Annotated in this window: 18 protein-coding genes and 1 pseudogene; 11 read left to right on the plus strand and 8 right to left on the minus strand. The window is 67.9% G+C overall.

The genetic code is table 11. From position 1 onward, the window contains the following. Positions 1 to 61: 61 nt before the first annotated feature. The 3 genes from ABXJ52_RS30000 to ABXJ52_RS30010 are packed head-to-tail and all read right to left on the minus strand — an operon-like array spanning position 62 to position 1,648. Positions 62 to 778: a DUF6082 family protein gene (locus tag ABXJ52_RS30000; protein WP_367046165.1), complete on the minus strand. Its 717-nt coding sequence runs from the start codon at positions 776 to 778 to the stop codon at positions 62 to 64. A 20-nt stretch (positions 779 to 798) separates the two neighbouring features. Then, positions 799 to 1,491 carry a DUF6879 family protein gene (locus ABXJ52_RS30005; protein WP_367046167.1) on the minus strand — a complete coding sequence of 231 codons (693 nt, stop codon included), beginning with the start codon at positions 1,489 to 1,491 and terminating at the stop codon, positions 799 to 801. After that, positions 1,484 to 1,648, minus strand: a complete 165-nt coding sequence (locus tag ABXJ52_RS30010) for a hypothetical protein (protein ID WP_367046169.1) — start codon at positions 1,646 to 1,648, stop codon at positions 1,484 to 1,486. Before ABXJ52_RS30010 ends, ABXJ52_RS30005 begins: the two co-directional genes overlap by 8 nt. Before the next feature lie 395 nt (positions 1,649 to 2,043). Between ABXJ52_RS30010 and ABXJ52_RS30015 the strand changes: the two genes are divergently transcribed. Beyond that, positions 2,044 to 2,355 carry a hypothetical protein gene (locus tag ABXJ52_RS30015; RefSeq protein WP_367046171.1) on the plus strand — a complete coding sequence of 104 codons (312 nt, stop codon included), beginning with the start codon at positions 2,044 to 2,046 and terminating at the stop codon, positions 2,353 to 2,355. A gap of 42 nt (positions 2,356 to 2,397) precedes the next feature. Then, positions 2,398 to 2,883: a tyrosine-type recombinase/integrase gene (locus ABXJ52_RS30020; RefSeq protein ID WP_367049375.1), complete on the plus strand. Its 486-nt coding sequence runs from the start codon at positions 2,398 to 2,400 to the stop codon at positions 2,881 to 2,883. 86 nt (positions 2,884 to 2,969) lie between these two features. On the opposite strand, the pseudogene ABXJ52_RS30025 reads toward ABXJ52_RS30020, so the two are convergent. Further along, a pseudogene (locus ABXJ52_RS30025) lies at positions 2,970 to 3,239 on the minus strand (endonuclease/exonuclease/phosphatase family protein); the annotation flags it as partial. Between the two features lie 239 nt (positions 3,240 to 3,478). On the opposite strand from ABXJ52_RS30025, the gene ABXJ52_RS30030 reads away from it, so the two are divergent. Further along, positions 3,479 to 4,276, plus strand: coding sequence for an SAM-dependent methyltransferase (locus tag ABXJ52_RS30030; RefSeq protein WP_367046173.1), 798 nt, complete (start codon positions 3,479 to 3,481; stop codon positions 4,274 to 4,276). Between the two features lie 189 nt (positions 4,277 to 4,465). Here ABXJ52_RS30030 and ABXJ52_RS30035 read toward each other — a convergent pair whose 3' ends face one another. Together ABXJ52_RS30035 and ABXJ52_RS30040 are read right to left on the minus strand one after the other, a co-directional pair. Continuing rightward, positions 4,466 to 5,065 (minus strand): SMI1/KNR4 family protein, encoded by a 600-nt coding sequence (locus ABXJ52_RS30035; RefSeq protein WP_367046175.1) that lies wholly within the window; start codon positions 5,063 to 5,065, stop codon positions 4,466 to 4,468. Positions 5,066 to 5,139: 74 nt separating this feature from the next. Continuing rightward, a protein-coding gene (locus tag ABXJ52_RS30040) for an IS5 family transposase (RefSeq protein WP_367046177.1) occupies positions 5,140 to 5,951 on the minus strand; the annotation gives its coding sequence in 2 pieces (ribosomal slippage) (positions 5,140 to 5,606 and positions 5,606 to 5,951; 813 coding nt in all). A 433-nt stretch (positions 5,952 to 6,384) separates the two neighbouring features. On the opposite strand from ABXJ52_RS30040, the gene ABXJ52_RS30045 reads away from it, so the two are divergent. The 8 genes from ABXJ52_RS30045 (at position 6,385) to ABXJ52_RS30080 (ending at position 14,666) form a co-directional block, all read left to right on the plus strand. Beyond that, entirely contained in the window at positions 6,385 to 7,134 is a 750-nt protein-coding gene (locus ABXJ52_RS30045) for a GntR family transcriptional regulator (protein ID WP_367049376.1), read from the plus strand. Positions 7,135 to 7,326: 192 nt separating this feature from the next. Then, a complete protein-coding gene (locus ABXJ52_RS30050) occupies positions 7,327 to 8,352 on the plus strand; it encodes a sugar ABC transporter substrate-binding protein (RefSeq protein WP_367046179.1) in 1,026 nt (341 codons plus the stop codon). Between the two features lie 95 nt (positions 8,353 to 8,447). Further along, positions 8,448 to 9,461 (plus strand): sugar ABC transporter substrate-binding protein, encoded by a 1,014-nt coding sequence (locus ABXJ52_RS30055; RefSeq protein ID WP_367046181.1) that lies wholly within the window; start codon positions 8,448 to 8,450, stop codon positions 9,459 to 9,461. Further along, positions 9,458 to 10,519: an ABC transporter permease gene (locus ABXJ52_RS30060; protein WP_367046182.1), complete on the plus strand. Its 1,062-nt coding sequence runs from the start codon at positions 9,458 to 9,460 to the stop codon at positions 10,517 to 10,519. Before ABXJ52_RS30055 ends, ABXJ52_RS30060 begins: the two co-directional genes overlap by 4 nt. Continuing rightward, positions 10,516 to 11,346, plus strand: coding sequence for an ATP-binding cassette domain-containing protein (locus tag ABXJ52_RS30065; RefSeq protein WP_367046184.1), 831 nt, complete (start codon positions 10,516 to 10,518; stop codon positions 11,344 to 11,346). Before ABXJ52_RS30060 ends, ABXJ52_RS30065 begins: the two co-directional genes overlap by 4 nt. 194 nt (positions 11,347 to 11,540) lie before the next feature. Further along, the gene (locus ABXJ52_RS30070; RefSeq protein WP_367046186.1) at positions 11,541 to 12,698 is read left to right on the plus strand and encodes an ROK family glucokinase; all 1,158 of its coding nucleotides are present in this window, start codon (positions 11,541 to 11,543) and stop codon (positions 12,696 to 12,698) included. A gap of 4 nt (positions 12,699 to 12,702) precedes the next feature. After that, positions 12,703 to 13,314, plus strand: a complete 612-nt coding sequence (locus ABXJ52_RS30075) for a sugar kinase (protein ID WP_367046188.1) — start codon at positions 12,703 to 12,705, stop codon at positions 13,312 to 13,314. 53 nt (positions 13,315 to 13,367) lie between these two features. Further along, positions 13,368 to 14,666: a sulfite oxidase gene (locus tag ABXJ52_RS30080; protein ID WP_367046190.1), complete on the plus strand. Its 1,299-nt coding sequence runs from the start codon at positions 13,368 to 13,370 to the stop codon at positions 14,664 to 14,666. 36 nt (positions 14,667 to 14,702) lie between these two features. On the opposite strand, the gene ABXJ52_RS30085 is transcribed toward ABXJ52_RS30080, so the two are convergent. Next, positions 14,703 to 15,641 (minus strand): ornithine cyclodeaminase family protein, encoded by a 939-nt coding sequence (locus ABXJ52_RS30085; protein ID WP_367046192.1) that lies wholly within the window; start codon positions 15,639 to 15,641, stop codon positions 14,703 to 14,705. Between the two features lie 34 nt (positions 15,642 to 15,675). After that, on the minus strand, positions 15,676 to 16,050 hold the full coding sequence (locus ABXJ52_RS30090) for a DUF3662 domain-containing protein (protein ID WP_367046193.1): 375 nt from the start codon (positions 16,048 to 16,050) through the stop codon (positions 15,676 to 15,678). Positions 16,051 to 16,156: the final 106 nt, after the last annotated feature.

The following is a 16,156-nucleotide window of genomic DNA, read 5'->3' on the forward strand; positions in this document are numbered from 1 at the left end:
CCCCGGCTTCGTGAGACCGGGGCAGAGCATGCTCACCCCTGCGGATCAGACTTGTGCCCTCTTAGGAGTCCCTGCGAGCAGAGCCTTCCGGATCGCCCACACGCGGTGGAATTACTCCCGGAACCCCTAGATCGGGCAGGGCCGGAGCCGTGCGTGGCGGGGTGAGGAGCGCCTGCTCGTAGCAGGCATCCATGATCCGATGCAGACGGCGTGAGCGGCGAGTCTTGGCCGTCGCTATGCGGCTTGCGCGGGCGCGGGCCCAAAAGGAGCGGCCGATCTCGCCGGCAAAGATCTCGTCGGCTGCAGCGGCAACCCACTCATCGGTAAGGTCCCCGACCTCGTACTCCATGGACCAGTGCGAGATCGCGAGATTCACATACAAGTGCTGACGGCGCAGCAGCACAGTACGAGTGGAATCGGGGCCGCCCCAGCAGTCCAGGTACTCGGGATTGTCCATGGCCATCTTGGTCAGGTCGATGTGCATGGTCCTGGAGCCTTGCAGCCGTGTCGCCTTCGCTTCACGGGCCTGAAGCACCAAGGACACCGCCACGCCAACAACCGCCAGCGCGGACAGCAGCGCCGACACCGCCCCATAAGCTTGGGCGATCTCGCTGACGTCCTGCCACTCCCTGTCCGTGGCGGGGTCGAAGGCCCGCAGCGCGAACGGCGACAAGACCACGAGGCTCAGAGCGCCGACGATCGCCAGAACCGACAGGGCCAGAAGAGCAGCTCGGGACCGATACCAAGGCCGCTTCACACTCGGGCGCTGATTCACCATCGGTGGGCGTGGGTCCGCAGTCACTTCACACTCTCCGCACACCGGGCACGAAGCACTGGCTCCGTCTCCCGCGCATGGAAGGCTGCAAGATCCTCACCCGCGGAGTACAAGGTCTCAAAGTCTGTCCGGCACGCATCCATCAGGAGTGGATCAGTGTGCCGATACGCGCCAGCCAGAGCACCATCTGGCTTGTACCTCAACTCAAAGAGCGAGTACGTCCCGAGAATGACAAGTTCGGAAAACCAGCGGGGGGGTGCTTGAAAGCCGGGTCGGCCCTGGCCGACCAAGACACGAACCTGCTCCCCAAGATCAACACGCTGCCGCAGCACAGCCATCTCCCACACCACATAGTCCGATACAGGAAGCTCGATATATCGGACACGACGCAAGCGGAGCCCACGCTGCTCAGCAGCGGAGAACTGCCGAGCCATCTTTGGCCGTTCGCCCGTCAGGAGAGCCATCGACTCGCGCCACGCCCCACGATCGAAAGCGTCCCACGAAGCGAACCCCGGCTCCCGGAAACGCTGACCGCACTCCACCTTGTCGACCACCGACACGCTCTCGTGCGCATAGTCCTCCCGGAACGCCGCCAGATAGTCAGAGACGGGAAGAAGCGGGCCACGCTCAGCCTCGGGCAGGCCCACCACGCGACGGATCCCGTCTGGGCCAGCCTCGGCATTGCAGGGCTGGCCCACGTCACCCGCATCACGCATCGGGAATATCCGGCTTGGCCGCAACTACCAGACTCCGCGGAAGAATCACCAGCCGCTCGTCCGGACCGATCGACGCATCCTCAGGAAGACGCGCAACAAGCTCCGATGGAGCCTCGCGGCCGATCACCGCCACATCACCATTCGACAGTTCCCACATATCCGGACACGTCTCCGTGGAACTCGTCAACCCCAACTCGGCGGGCGAACGCCCCAGTCGGCGAGCAAAACCAGCATCCGGATCCGCTTCCCACGGCCGCCCCATAACCCACCCCGAACTTGTAGCGGTGCGCCTACAGCAAGTGAAGATCGAAGCGAGGCTAACAATCACCCCGCCCACTCGCAATGGGCCGCCAGCCCAGCTGCCCCACGAGACCACAGCTCCAATCGAGCACCCTGCTGGTCACGGGCCGGGCTTGAAGAACTCGGCCACAGGCACATAGTGGTGCCATCGCTGCTTGAACACCGCCAGGAGCGTAAGTATCCGAAGCCCTCGTCTGGACAGACGAACGCATCGCCCGCTGGAAACTCACCGGCGAAAAGCCCAGCCCCGTCATGGTGTGGACCCCCGACCAGACCGGCGAATTCCTCGACGCCGCAGCCGACCACCCCATGTACATCATGTGGCACCTCATGGTGTTCCGCGCCCCACGCCGCGGCGAAGCAACGGGCCTGCCCTGGACCGAAGTCGACATGACCCACGGGGCCGCCAGGATTGTCGAGCAGCTGTCCACCAACACCGCCTACGAGGTATGGGAAGACACCCCCAAGAGCCGCGCAGGCAAACGCAGCCTCACCCTCGACCACGCCACCTTCGCCCTACTCCAAGCCTGGCGCGACGTACAGAAAGCCCAGCAAGCTGAGTAGGAACAAAAACACCGAGACAACCCCGCCAAGTACGGTCCCTACATCAACTCCGGCAAGGTCTTCACCCAAGCCGACGGAAGCCCCTGGCACCCCAACAACGTCTCCCAAGCCTTCGAGCGATTCATCAAACGCCTCGCCCTACCACCCATCCGACTCCACGACCTACGACACTGCGCGGCGTCCCTCAGCCTCGCCGCCGGCCTGTCCATGAAGGCCATCCAGGCCCTACTCGGCCACAGCAGCTACCAGCTCACCGCCGACACCTACACCTCGCTGATGCCGCAGTTCGAACAGGCAGCAGCCAACGCGCCCGTCGACCTCGTACCACGCCGCAACGCAGCTGAGCAGCCCACCCCAGAGGGACCCCTCGCCGTGGCCACGGTGGGGGACGAGGGATCCGTCGCCACCGCAGACGCAGGGGAGACACTGTCCGAGGCCAACGAGTCTGATCAAAGTGGCGAAGAAGGCCGCCGCCTTCGCCTTGTCCTGCCTTCCGTGGCCCCGGCTGAGGCCACGGGCGCCGCCTGACGCACTCTCCGCCGTTCGTCCCCCGCGCCACGAAATAGCCCCTCGGAGATCACCCTGAGGGGCTACTGGACGCTTGCTGTGTCAATCGTGGTCGGCTCGCAGGTACCGGTGGCCGAGGGGCCGCACTTGGAGGCCGCATCCGCAGCCAGCCCCCACATCCTGGTGAGTTCGGCGGCATCCGGCGTCGCGTTGAAGTCGCCGAGAACGAACGCGCGGTCGTGCCGGGTCACCTCCGCCGCGAGTACGCCGGTCTGTTCCGCCCGGACTGCTTCTTGACGTCGTTGGGTCAGGTGTGTGTCGAAGACCCGGGCAGGCTGGCCGTCCACGAGGGCGGTGACTGCCAAGTACCCGCCGTCTGCCCGAGGCTATGGGACGGGTTGTCGGGGGCATATGAGGTCCCTGGATCTCATCGCGCTCGGAGGGAAGCTGTCATCTTCTCTGATGTCAGCGACACGATCGCGACGCCGAACTACGGTGTACCACTGTGGTGTTCGGCCGAAGCGGTGGCGGCGGGACCTGCTTCCGACGAACTGGAAACGCTGGATCGTTCCGCTGTCCTTGCCACGCGCCCTGATCTATTGAGAGAAGCACTGTAATGAGCAGCGAACCAGCAGACATCCACCAGATAGACACGTCCCTGCCGCACAGCGCACGCGTCTGGAACTACTGGCTGGGCGGCAAGGACCACTACGCATCTGACCAAATGGCAGGCGACGCCTATAAAGAGAAGTTCCCCCTGATTGTCCCGATGGCCCAGGAGTCTCGCGATGTACTGCGTCGCTCGGTGACCTGGATGGCGCGGGAAGGCGTCAAACAGTTCCTCGATGTGGGTGCCGGGTTACCCACAGCCAACAACACCCACGAGATTGCTCAACGCATCGCGCCGGACAGCCGGGTGGTCTACGTGGATCACGACCCGATCGTCCTGATGCACGTCGACACGCTCCTCAGGAGCACACCTGAAGGCGCCACGGACTACGTGTTGGCAGACATGCGCGACACCGAGACGATCCTTCAAGGCGCCGCGAAAACATTGGACATGACCCGGCCCATCGGTCTCGTGATCAATGACGTACTGGGTCACATTTCCCCGTGGGAAGACGTTCTGACCTTGGTGCGTGGTCTGGTATCAGGTCTCCCTTCGGGCAGCTTTGCCTCACTGACACACTCCGATGCCGACGACGAACTGCACCGCAGTGTGCAGGAGGAGTACAACAACTCCGGCGCGATCCCCTACATCCTGCGCAGCCCGGAGCAGACGATCTCCCTCTTTGATGGCCTTGATCTCGTCGATCCTGGATTCGTTCCCTGGCCGAAGTGGAAGCCGGACGCGGCCATGCCGGGCTCGCTGACCATACGGGCCGGCTGGGTTGGCGTGGCACGGGTACCGTGACGTCGCCCGCGGCGAACTCCACGGGCGCGGGCCACGCGCAACTGGGCGTACATCGTGCAGTTGCAGCAGGGTCCTCGTTTCGGGGGTCGCCGACCCCGACGCCGTGATCGAACACCGGCCAGTCGGGTGCGGCGGTTACTAAGAGGTCATCTCGTTTGGGCCGCCGCTCCTGCCAGCGCGGTTGGCTTCTCACATACCGCGGTCTGGGCCGTACCAAGGCTCGGGACGTTCGTCGACGGACATCGGCAGGTGTCGCATCTGCACAGGGCCTGGATAGAAGGCTGCGCTGTTGGGACCGGTCATGTCTTCACCGATGAGATAGCGGTAGAGCCACTCGGCGAAGCTCATGCGGTGCTCCGCCCAGGTTTCGTCGTAACTCACCAGGAGCCGGGGGACACTGGTGGCAGCGATGAGAAAGATTGCCTCTCCTCGGTCGGTGCTCGCGATCGGCCACAGCCCGTTGCGGGTGCCGAAGCTCAACTCGTCGAGTCCGAAGAGCTGGCGCGGGTCCTCGTCCGCGTCGAGATCGAGCTCGTCCCACGGCACCTCGGACCATGCTTGGATGCTTCTTTGGATCTCCTGCCCCAGGTTCCATCGCTCGGTCGCCGGATGATGGAGGTACAGGTGGCCATTGAGCTGGATCGGGGCGTAGGCGTCAACCAGGACCCGGTAGTCGGGCGGCAGTTGTATACCGAGATCCGCGTGGAGACGGTCCCAAGCAGCAGGGTCCGCAAAGCGGTTCTGGGCCGGGCCGAGCATCGCCAAAACGGCGGGCAAGTAGTCGGTCATGCAGTCCTCGATGGTGTGTGCCCGGCTCGGTCCTCCACGGCAGGCCGGCGTCGTATGGGGCCGTACTCTACGGATCACGTCGCAGTGATGCCCTTCGCCAGTCTGCGGTAGCAGATCAGGGCGGCGGCGATTGCGGCGAAGGCGAGGAAGTGTTCTGCCTTGCGTTCATAGCGACGGTGCAAGCGGCGGCACCCAGCGAGCCACGCGACCGTGCGCTCCACGGTCCAACGGTGGCGGCCCAGCCGTTGTGAGGACTCCGTGCCCCTGCGGGCAATGCGCGGGACGATGCTCCGGGCGCGAAGCCATCGGAGCAGGTGGTCGTAGTCATAGCCCTTGTCGGCGTGAAGCTTGTCGGGCCGTCGCCGACGCGGTCCGCGTCGGGAGCGGATCGGCGGGATACCCCGTACCAGTGGTTCCAGCCCCTGGCTGTCATGGGTGTTCGCAGCGGAGATGCCGATGGAGAGAGGCAGACCAGTCCGCTCAGTGATCAAGTGGATCTTTGAGCCCTTCTTGCCGCGATCTACGGGGTTCGGACCCGCCAGGTCCCCCCTTTCATCGCCCGCATGTTCGCCGAGTCGATCGCGCATCGCGACCAGTCCAACTCTCCTCGGACGCCGAGTTCGTCCAGCACCAGGCGGTGGAGCTTGCCCCACACTCGAGCCCGGCTCCACTCAGTGAACCGCCGGTGTGCGGTCGGCCCGGACGGGCCAAAGCCCGGTGGCAGCTGTCTCCACGTGCAGCCGGTCGTGGCCACGAACACGATCGCCGCCAGCACCTGTCGGTCTCCATACCTGCGGCGGCCCCCACCCTGAGGCCGTACGGGAGCGGCCGGTACCACCCGCTGGAACAACTCCCACATTCTGTCCGGCACCAGACGCTCCACCATCGCCAGCCGCCCGGGGCCCTGATGCCGTGCCGGTCGCATCCTCCCGGCGGCCGAGGAACCTGCTACCGCAGAAGCAGGGCAGAAGCAGAGCAGAAGCAGATGAGACGAAGCCCGCCGCCAACGAGCCTGATCAGAGCGGCGAAGACAGCTCCCGCCTTCGCCTTGTCTTGCCTTCTGTTCCCGCGGTTGAGGCTCCGGGTGCAGCCTGACGCGCTGTCCCCCGTTTGTCCCCCGCACTACGAATCACCCCCCTCGGAGATCACTCTGAGGGGGGCTTCTCGCTGTTCCATTGCAGGTCAGAGGCGCGAGAGCGATCCACGAACCGCTTGGAATTTGTCCGGACAACAGAACTTCAGAACTTCCCGTCATCATTCCCTGCGACTACGCTCGCCACGTGCCCAAATCAGCCGCCAGATCAGCCGCCAAACCAGCCGTGGACCCGACCGTCTCGCTCCAGCTCGGCGTCGACCGCAGCAGCCCGGTCCCGCTGTACTTCCAGCTGTCCCAGCAGCTGGAGGCGGCGATCGAGCGCGGTGCCCTGACGCCGGGCACCCTGCTCGGCAACGAGATCGAGCTCGCGGGGCGACTCGGTCTGTCCCGGCCGACCGTCCGCCAGGCCATCCAGTCGCTCGTCGAGAAGGGGCTGCTAGTCCGCCGCAGGGGCATCGGCACCCAGGTCGTGCACAGCCAGGTCAAGCGCCCCCTCGAACTCAGCAGCCTCTACGACGACCTGGAGGCCGCGGGCCAGCGCCCCGAGACCCGTGTCCTGCGCAACACCGTCGAACCGGCCTCCGCCGAGACCGCGGCCGCGCTCGGCATCGCGGAGGGCGAGGAGGTCCACCTGGTGGAGCGGCTCCGCCTGGCGCACGGCGAGCCCATGGCCTACCTCCGCAACCACATCCCGTCCGGGCTGCTCGCCCTCGACACCGCACGCCTGGAGGCCACCGGCCTCTACCGCCTGATGCGCGGCGCGAGCATCACCCTGCACAGCGCGCGCCAGTCCGTGGGCGCCCGCGCCGCCACCGCCGATGAGGGCGAGCGGCTCGGCGAACCGGCCGGGGCCCCGCTGCTCACGATGCAGCGCACGACCTTCGACGACACGGGCCGCGCGGTCGAGTTCGGTTCGCACATCTACCGGGCCTCGCGCTACTCCTTCGAGTTCCAGCTCCTCGTACGGCCGTAGGTCTCGACGTCCTAAGTCCCAGTGCCTTTTAGGTCCCGCGTCCCGACTTCCGCGTCCCGACTCCCGCGTCCCGAGTCCCAAGTCGCTCACAGTCGTCAGAATGTTCTGACAAAGCCATTGACGCTGCCGCGCACCCGCCGCTAGAACTCCCCCAGCCGCATTCGGGCGGCCGGGAGAAGAGGTGGTCCCACCATGCGCAGTCCCACCAGGCGCACAGCGCGCACGGCAGCAGCTCTCGTAGCGGTGATCGCGCTCGCGGCCGGCTGCAGCAGCTCCGGCGGCAAGGACGACGAGGACAAGTCGGGTGACGGCGGGGGAGGCGGGGGAGGCGGCAAGGGCGTCAGCACGCCGCGCCTCAAGATCGCGATGGTCACGCACTCCGGCGAGGGCGACACCTTCTGGGACATCGTCCAGAGCGGCGCCAAGCAGGCGGCCCGCAAGGACAACGTCGAGTTCCTCTACTCCAACGACAAAGAGGCCAAGGGCCAGGCCGAGCTCGTCCAGTCGGCGATCGACAAGAAGGTCGACGGCATCGTCGTGACCCTGGCCAAGCCCGAGGCGATGAAGGCGGTCCTCGGCAAGGCGGAAGCCGCCGGGATACCGGTCGTCACGATCAACTCCGGCGGCGAGTTCTCCGCCGAGTTCGGCGCGCTGAGCCACATCGGCCAGGACGAGTCCGTGGCGGGCGAGGCCGTCGGCGACGAGCTCGACAAGCGGGGCAAGAAGAAGGCGCTCTGCGTCATCCACGAACAGGGCAACGTCTCCCTGGAGCAGCGCTGCGCGGGCGTCAAGAAGACCTTCAAGGGCTCGGTCGAGAACCTCAACGTCGAGGGCACCAACGCGCCGAACGCCCAGTCGTCCATCAGCGCGAAACTCCAGGCCACCAAGGACATCGACGCGGTGGTCACGCTCGGCGCGCCCATCGCCGCCCTCTCGGTGAAGGCCAAGGAGGACGCCGGAGGCGCGGCCGGCAAGGCCGAGGTCGCGACCTTCGACCTGAACGCCGAGGTGGTCAAGCGCCTCAAGGCCAAGGAGGTCGGCTTCGCCGTCGACCAGCAGCCCTACCTCCAGGGCTATCTCGCCATCGACGAGCTGTGGCTCTACAAGACCAACGCGAACGTCCTCGGCGGCGGCAAGCCCGTCCTCACCGGACCCGCCGTCGTGACCGAGAAGGACGTCCCGAAGCTGGAGAAGTACACCGCCCGCGGTACCCGATGAACGCATGCGAGATCCGCGTGGTCGATACTTGGGCGGCTGGGGCCGGGGATCCGGACCGGCCGCACCGAGGAGCAGAGCTAGAAGGGCACGGCGTCGTGGCAAGGGTTAAGACAGGGGTACGTGCGGTGGGCGCCGTGCTGGTCGCGGCGCTCGGGGTGTCCCTCGCGGGGTGCAGCAGCACCGGCGGCAAGCGCGCCGAGGACGCACGCAAGGCGGCGACGGCACACGGCAAGGCCGCGGTGAGCACGCCGAGGTGGACGTTCGGCATGGTGACCCACTCGGGTGACGGTGACACGTTCTGGGACATCGTCCAGGAGGGCGCCGAAGAGGCGGCCCGCAAGGACAACATCAAGTTCCTGTACTCCCACAACGCCGAGGCCCAGCAGCAGGCCCAGCTCGTGGACTCGTACATCGACAAGGACGTCGACGGCATCATCGTCAGTCTCGCCAAGCCGGCCGCGATGAAGGGCGCCCTGGCCCGCGCCAAGAAGGCCGGTATCCCGGTGGTCACCGTGAACTCGGGCTCCGCGGAGTCCAAGGAGTTCGGCGCGCTCACCCACATCGGCCAGGACGAGACGATCGCGGGCGAGGCGGTCGGCGAGGAGCTCAACAAGCGCGGCAAGAAGAAGGCGCTCTGCATCCTGCACGAGCAGGGCAACGTCGGCCACGAGCAGCGCTGCGAGGGCGCCAAGAAGACCTTCGACGGCAAGATGCAGAACCTGTACGTGACCGGCACGAACATGCCCGACGTGCAGTCCTCCATCGAGGCCAGGCTTCAGTCCGACAAGTCCGTCGACTCGGTCGTCACGCTCGGCGCGCCCTTCGCGGACACCGCGGTGAAGGCCGCCGACAGCGCGGGCAGCAAGGCCGAGGTCGACACCTTCGACCTGAACGAGAAGGTCGCGGCCGGCCTGAAGGACGGCACGCTCGGCTTCGCCGTCGACCAGCAGCCCTACCTCCAGGGCTACGAGGCCGTGGACCTGCTCTGGCTCTACAAGTACAACGCCGATGTGCTCGGCGGCGGCAGGCCGGTCCTGACCGGTCCCGAGATCGTCACCAAGGACCAGGCCGCCGAGCTGGAGGAATACGCGAAGCGAGGAACGCGATGACAGCGACCGCACCCGCACCGGCGCCGTCGCCGGACACCAAGACGGACGAGCGCCTCCTGAAGGCATCGCCGCTGAAGAAGCTGATGGGCAGGCCCGAGCTCGGCTCCGTCGTCGGCGCCATCGCCGTCTTCATCTTCTTCGCGGTCGCCGCGGACAGCTTCCTGCAGGCCACCAGCCTCGCCACGGTGCTCTACGCGGCGTCGACCCTCGGCATCATGGCGGTGCCGGTGGCGCTCCTGATGATCGGCGGCGAGTTCGACCTGTCGGCGGGCGTCATGGTGACGTCCTCCGCGCTGATCTCCTCGATGTTCAGCTATCAGATGACGGCGAACGTCTGGGTCGGCGTGCTCGTCTCGCTCCTTGTGACGCTCGCGATCGGTGTCTTCAACGGCGTGATGCTGACGCGCACCGACCCGCCGAGCTTCATCATCACGCTCGGTACGTTCCTGATGTTGACCGGCATGAACCTCGGCTTCACGAAGCTGATCAGCGGCACGGTGTCCACGAAGTCGATCGCCGACATGGAGGGCTTCGCCTCCGCCAAGGACGTCTTCGCGTCGACGCTCACCATCGGCGGCGTCGACTTCAAGATCACGATTCTCTGGTGGCTCGGCCTGATCGCGGTCGCCACCTGGGTCCTGCTCCGCACCCGCGTCGGCAACTGGATCTTCGCGGTCGGCGGCGGCGAGGACGCGGCCCGCGCGGTCGGCGTCCCGGTCGCGGCGACCAAGATCGGCCTCTACATGGGCGTCGCCTTCGGCGCCTGGATCTCGGGCCAGCACCTGCTGTTCTCGTACGACGTCGTCCAGTCCGGCGAGGGCGTCGGCAACGAACTGATCTACATCATCGCGGCCGTCATCGGCGGCTGTCTGATCACCGGCGGCTACGGTTCGGCGGTCGGCGCGGCCGTGGGCGCCCTCATCTTCGGCATGGTCAGCAAGGGCATCGTGTTCGCCGAGTGGAACCCGGACTGGTTCAAGTTCTTCCTCGGAGTGATGCTGCTCCTGGCGACCCTGCTCAACCACTGGGTCCGCAAGCGCGCGGAGGCGACGAAGTGAGCACCGAATCGACCGCAGTCACCGACGTCGTGTCGGGGCCGGACCGCACCCCGCTCGTCGAGCTCGACGACGTCAGTAAGTACTACGGCAACATCCGCGCTCTCGAAGGCGTATCCCTGGAGGTCCACGCGGGCGAGATCTCCTGTGTCCTCGGCGACAACGGCGCGGGCAAGTCGACCCTCATCAAGATCATCGCGGGTCTGCACCAGCACGACGCCGGAACCTTCCGGATCGAGGGCGAGGACGCGAAGCTCAGCACGCCGCGCGACGCCCTGAACCACGGCATCGCCACGGTCTACCAGGACCTCGCCGTGGTCCCCCTGATGCCGGTCTGGCGCAACTTCTTCCTAGGCTCCGAGCCGACGAAGGGCGTGGGCCCCTTCAAGCGCCTCGACGTCGACCTCATGCGCGAGACGACCCGCGCGGAGCTGCTGCGCATGGGCATCGACCTGCGCGACGTCGACCAGCCCATCGGCACCCTGTCGGGCGGCGAGCGCCAGTGCGTGGCGATCGCGCGCGCGGTGTACTTCGGCGCGAAGGTCCTCGTCCTGGACGAGCCCACCGCCGCGCTCGGCGTCAAGCAGTCGGGCGTCGTCCTGAAGTACGTCGCCGCGGCGCGGGACGCGGGCCTCGGAGTGGTCCTGATCACCCACAACCCGCACCACGCGTACCTGGTCGGCAACCGCTTCATCCTCCTGAAGCGCGGCACGATGTTCGGCAGCTACGGGCGTGACGAGGTCACCCTGGACGAGCTGACCCGCCAGATGGCGGGCGGCTCCGAACTGGACGACTTGCGTCACGAACTGGAGGTCGGGGGAGCCCCGTAAGGGGCGCGGGGAACTGCGCGCTCAGCCCTCGAAATGCCGCAGTCGCGTCTGCTCGGTCACGCAGCAGACGCGGCTGCGGCTTCTCTGTGGTCGCTCGCGCAGTTCCCCGCGCCCCTGACGGGGCACCCCGGGGTGCCGCGCACCCCGGGGGCCCGTCGTGCGCGCCCCCGCGAGAGTGAGGCAGAATCGCCGCAATGAGCACCTACCGCGACCTCGCGCACCGCGGCTCCGCCCGAGCCACCGTCCTGCGGACCGTGGGCACGCGTGAGCGCCGATCACATCTGACGGCGCCCCGCGTGCCCACCGTCGGCATCGACATCGGCGGCACGAAGGTGATGGCGGGCGTCGTCGACGCCGACGGCAACATCCTGGAGACCCTCCGCACGGAGACCCCGGACAAGTCCAAGAGCCCCCGGGTCGTCGAGGACACCATCATCGAGCTGGTCCTCGACCTCTCCGACCGGCACGACGTGCACGCGGTGGGCATCGGCGCGGCGGGCTGGGTCGACGCCGACCGCAACCGCGTCCTGTTCGCCCCGCACCTTTCCTGGCGCAACGAACCCCTGCGCGACCGTCTCTCGGGCCGCCTCGCGGTCCCTGTGCTCGTCGACAACGACGCGAACACGGCCGCGTGGGCGGAGTGGCGCTTCGGCGCGGCCCGCGGCGAGGACCACCTGGTCATGATCACGCTCGGTACCGGCATCGGCGGCGCGATCCTGGAGGACGGCCAGGTAAAGCGCGGCAAGTTCGGGGTCGCCGGCGAATTCGGGCACATGCAGGTCGTCCCCGGCGGCCATCGCTGCCCCTGCGGCAACCGCGGCTGCTGGGAGCAGTACAGCTCCGGCAACGCGCTGGTCAGGGAGGCCCGCGAGCTCGCCGCGGCCGACTCCCCGGTCGCGTACGGGATCATCGAGCGGGTCAAGGGCAACATCCCCGACATCACGGGCCCTCTGATCACCGAGCTGGCCCGCGATGGTGACGCGATGTGCGTGGAGCTGCTCCAGGACATCGGCCAGTGGCTGGGCGTCGGCATCGCGAACCTCGCGGCCGCCCTCGACCCGTCCTGCTTCGTGATCGGCGGCGGTGTGTCGGCCGCCGACGACCTCCTGATCGGCCCGGCCCGCGACGCGTTCCGCCGCCAGCTGACGGGGCGCGGTTACCGCCCGGAGGCCCGTATCGCCCGCGCCCAGCTGGGCCCCGAGGCGGGCATGGTGGGCGCCGCGGACCTGGCACGCCTGGTGGCCCGGCGCTTCCGGAGGGCGAACCGCCGCCGCGTGGAGCGCCACGAACGCTACGAGCGGTTCGCGGAGGCGCGCCGTACCAACGACCGTACTTCTCAGGGAACTCAGTAAGCAGATGACCGTCCCCCGCCAGCCTTCGTCCCCGGATTCCCCGGACCCCTCGGGTTCCCCGGAATCCGCCGACGGAGGCGGCGGTCCCCGCGAGGACCGCCGCCACATGATCCGCCGCCGCTGGCTGACGGCCACGATCATCGTGCTCCTGATCGGCGTACCGGCCGGCTATCTGGTGATCTCCGCGAACCAGAGCCGCAACAGCGGCCGCGACAAGGAGGCCAAGTACTCCGCGACCGGCCTCACCGCGGGCTGGCCGTCCAGGGTGCAGCGCCGCCTCTACGACGTACCGATCCCCCCGTACTCCCGGGAGGTCGCCTACTACGAGACGAACAACTGGCGCACCAGCCGCCTGTACGCCCAGTTCCTGACGAGCAACAAGGGCCTGGACAAGTTCCTCAAGCGGATCGGCACGAGCACCGGTGAGCTGAAGAAGAACGACATCACGATCAGCAAGCGCGACCGCAAGGTGGTCGGCTGGGAGTTCACCGACCCGGGCCCCTGGCTGGGCCTCACCCATGTGAAGAAGGACCCGGCACCGACCCTCGACGTGGTGGTGAACCGCGCCAACTCGGAGCACCCGATGGTCTATGTAGTGTCTACGACAACCCCGTAACTGGCGTGTTTCATCGGTGAGTTGCCCGATGGGCGGCTCGTACGATGACGCCCATGATCTCCAGAGAGACGTCCGAAGAGGCATCTGAAGAGGCATCCGAAGAGGAGTACGACAGACGCCGGCACGCGCAGTGGTGTGCGGGGGAGGCGCGGGCGGACGGGGTGGCACGCAGGGACATGCTGCGGCTGCTCGCGGCGGCGGGGGCCGCGGCGACGCTGCCCGTGGCGCTGGGTGCGCCCCGGGCACGGGCGGCAGGTGGCGCGGTCGCAGCCGGGATCGTGAAACCGCTCCCCGCCGACCGCTTCACGATCCGCGGCACGAACGCGGAGACGAGGTTCGAGGCGCTGGCGCAGACGGGCTTCCACACCCCCGCATCGCACTTCTTCGTACGCAACCACACGGCGACGCCACGCCTGGACGCGAAGACGTGGAGCCTGAAGATCTGGGGCGACGGCCTACGGGGCGCCGGAACCACGGAGTTCACGCTTGCGGACCTCAAACGCCTCCCGTCGACGACCCGCACCGCCTTCGTCGAATGCGCGGGCAACGGCAGAAGCTTCTTCACGACCCAGCAGGGCGGCGAGGTCTCCGGCACGGCCTGGACCCTGGGGGCGATCGGCAACGCACGCTGGCGCGGCGTACGCCTGTCCGAAGTCCTGCGCAGGGCAGGCGTATCGCGCGACGCGGTGGACGTGCTGCCCAGCGGCCTCGACGCGGAGTACGTCACGGACGACGGCACGAACCTGGGCAGGGTCCGCCGCCCGTTGCCGCTCTCCAAGGCGATGGACGACGTGCTCCTGGCGTACGAGATGAACGGCGCACCGCTCCCCGCGGACCACGGTTACCCGGTGCGGGTCCTGGTCCCGGCGTGGGTGGGCATAGCGTCGATCAAATGGGTGGGCGACATCGAGGTCTCGTCGACGCCTCTCTACTCGCCCTGGAACACGCGGTTCTACCGCCTCTTCGGCGACCAGTACCCCCCGGAGGGCAGCGCCCCGCTGACCCGCCAGACCCTGAAGTCCGCCTTCGAACTCCCCTGGAACGCAAACCTCCCGGCGGCCACGACCCACCACCTCACCGGCCGCTCATGGTCGGCGGCGGGCGCGATCACCCGCGTGGACATCAGCACGGACGAGGGCAGAACCTGGCACAGGGCCCACCTCAAGGACACGCCCCACCGCGCCACGTGGACCCGCTGGACCACCCCTTGGCGCCCCGAAACCCCGGGCCCGACAACACTCCTGGCCCGCGCCACGGACACGACGGGCCACACCCAGCCGGAGACGACGGCGTACAACACGCAGGGGTATCTGTTCGACGCGGTGGTGCGGCATGCGGTGAGGGTGGTGTGAGGCCGTCGCGCCCCGGACGGCCAGGGAGTTCCGCGATCAGCCGAGGCTCGACCACCGCTCATACGCCGCCGCCCCCACCCCCAGGTCCTCCCAGGCCATCCCCGCGGACTTGAACAGGCGGGGGCGGCCCTCCGTGACCTTTACCTCGCCCCGTACCAACTCGGCCAGAGTCCGCAGCCGTTCCGTGTCGAAGGCGCCCGCGGACACCGCGAGTGCGATGTCACCGCACTCGCGCAGTGCCACCTCATGCGACTCGGCCACCACCAGGCCGCGGCGCAGGAGCTCCTCGTCCACCTCGCGCGCGTCCGGTTCGTGTGAGCCGACCGCCGCGACCGTCGCGTGGGCCGGGAGCAGTGCGCTGTCGAACAGCGGCTCGCGGGCCGTCGTGCAGCAGCAGACGACGTCGGCTCTCGCGACGTCCGCCGGGGTCGCGGGCGCCGCGGACAGGCCCGCATCGCGGCAGCGGTCGACGAAGGCCGCCACCCGCTCGGGATTGCGCGCCACCACGTCCACGTGGGCGAGCGTCGGGCGTACCGCGCGGACCGCTTCCACGTGCCCCCAGGCCTGGGGGCCGGTCCCGAAGACCAGCAGGCGACGGGCGCCCGGGACCGCCAGATGCCTGATCGCGGCGCCCGACACCGCGGGGGTCCGCAGGGACGTCAGCGCGATGCCGTCCAGCAGGGCCAGCGGCGTGTGGGTCTTTCCGTCCAGGAGGAGGTACACGCCCTGGACGCGGGGGAGGTCGCGGGCCGCGTTCCCCGGCGTGACCGTGGCGACCTTCACTCCCGTGTACGACGTCGTGGAGGACGGCATCAGGAGGAGCTGGCCGCCGGGTACGCCCACCATGCCTCGCGGCGGCTCCGTCTCCGGGTCAAGGCCCGTCCTGAGTACGGCTTCCACCGCGTCGACGGCCGTTGACATCGGGACGAGCCGGGCGATCGCGTCGGCATCGATGTAGGGCGGGGCCTCGCTCATGTCGGGTCCTTTCGGGGCTCTGACCGCGGGTTGGTCAGCGGGGGGCGATCCGGCTGCGGACCAGGAAGCGGCCCACCGACTCGTCGCCGGACGGGTGCAGGGCGACGGCGACGGGCCCCGCGAAGGTATATCCGTGTTCGGCCGCGTGACGACACACGTGCCCCACCAGCTGCCGCGACACCTCGTCGGTGTGCTCGGTGAGCCGGCGGTGACTCTCGGACGGCAACTCGACGACGAACGCATTGGGCACCAGGACGCGCTGCCGGTCGAGGATCAAGGCGTTGTCGTCGCACTCCCGTTGGAGTATGGCCACCACCTCCGCGGGCCGACGCGGCGACGGAATCACGAGGGCCCACAGAGGGGAGGTCCATCGTTCCATGGTCTGTTCGACGGTGTTGAGGAGTCCCATCGAACTCGCCTGCCCGACAACGGCTACGGCACGCTCGCCCATACGAGTAGTCACTTGTTTGCAGCTCGCCCGAAACGGGGTACTCCGGCGGCGCACGATTTCCACC

It is taken from the genome of Streptomyces sp. Je 1-332 (assembly GCF_040730185.1).
In the GTDB taxonomy this organism is placed as follows: Bacteria; Actinomycetota; Actinomycetes; order Streptomycetales; family Streptomycetaceae; genus Streptomyces.

Coding starts and splice junctions, on each gene's coding strand:
- ABXJ52_RS30050 (WP_367046179.1), top strand. CDS start 7,327: ATGCGCAGTCCCACCAGGCGCACAGCGCGCACGGCAGCAGCTCTCGTA.
- ABXJ52_RS30070 (WP_367046186.1), top strand. CDS start 11,541: ATGAGCACCTACCGCGACCTCGCGCACCGCGGCTCCGCCCGAGCCACC.
- ABXJ52_RS30015 (WP_367046171.1), top strand. CDS start 2,044: ATGGTGTGGACCCCCGACCAGACCGGCGAATTCCTCGACGCCGCAGCC.
- ABXJ52_RS30090 (WP_367046193.1), bottom strand. CDS start 16,050: ATGGGACTCCTCAACACCGTCGAACAGACCATGGAACGATGGACCTCC.
- ABXJ52_RS30010 (WP_367046169.1), bottom strand. CDS start 1,648: ATGTGGGAACTGTCGAATGGTGATGTGGCGGTGATCGGCCGCGAGGCT.
- ABXJ52_RS30060 (WP_367046182.1), top strand. CDS start 9,458: ATGACAGCGACCGCACCCGCACCGGCGCCGTCGCCGGACACCAAGACG.
- ABXJ52_RS30005 (WP_367046167.1), bottom strand. CDS start 1,491: ATGCGTGATGCGGGTGACGTGGGCCAGCCCTGCAATGCCGAGGCTGGC.
- ABXJ52_RS30075 (WP_367046188.1), top strand. CDS start 12,703: ATGACCGTCCCCCGCCAGCCTTCGTCCCCGGATTCCCCGGACCCCTCG.
- ABXJ52_RS30000 (WP_367046165.1), bottom strand. CDS start 778: ATGGTGAATCAGCGCCCGAGTGTGAAGCGGCCTTGGTATCGGTCCCGA.
- ABXJ52_RS30030 (WP_367046173.1), top strand. CDS start 3,479: ATGAGCAGCGAACCAGCAGACATCCACCAGATAGACACGTCCCTGCCG.
- ABXJ52_RS30035 (WP_367046175.1), bottom strand. CDS start 5,065: ATGACCGACTACTTGCCCGCCGTTTTGGCGATGCTCGGCCCGGCCCAG.
- ABXJ52_RS30080 (WP_367046190.1), top strand. CDS start 13,368: ATGATCTCCAGAGAGACGTCCGAAGAGGCATCTGAAGAGGCATCCGAA.
- ABXJ52_RS30085 (WP_367046192.1), bottom strand. CDS start 15,641: ATGAGCGAGGCCCCGCCCTACATCGATGCCGACGCGATCGCCCGGCTC.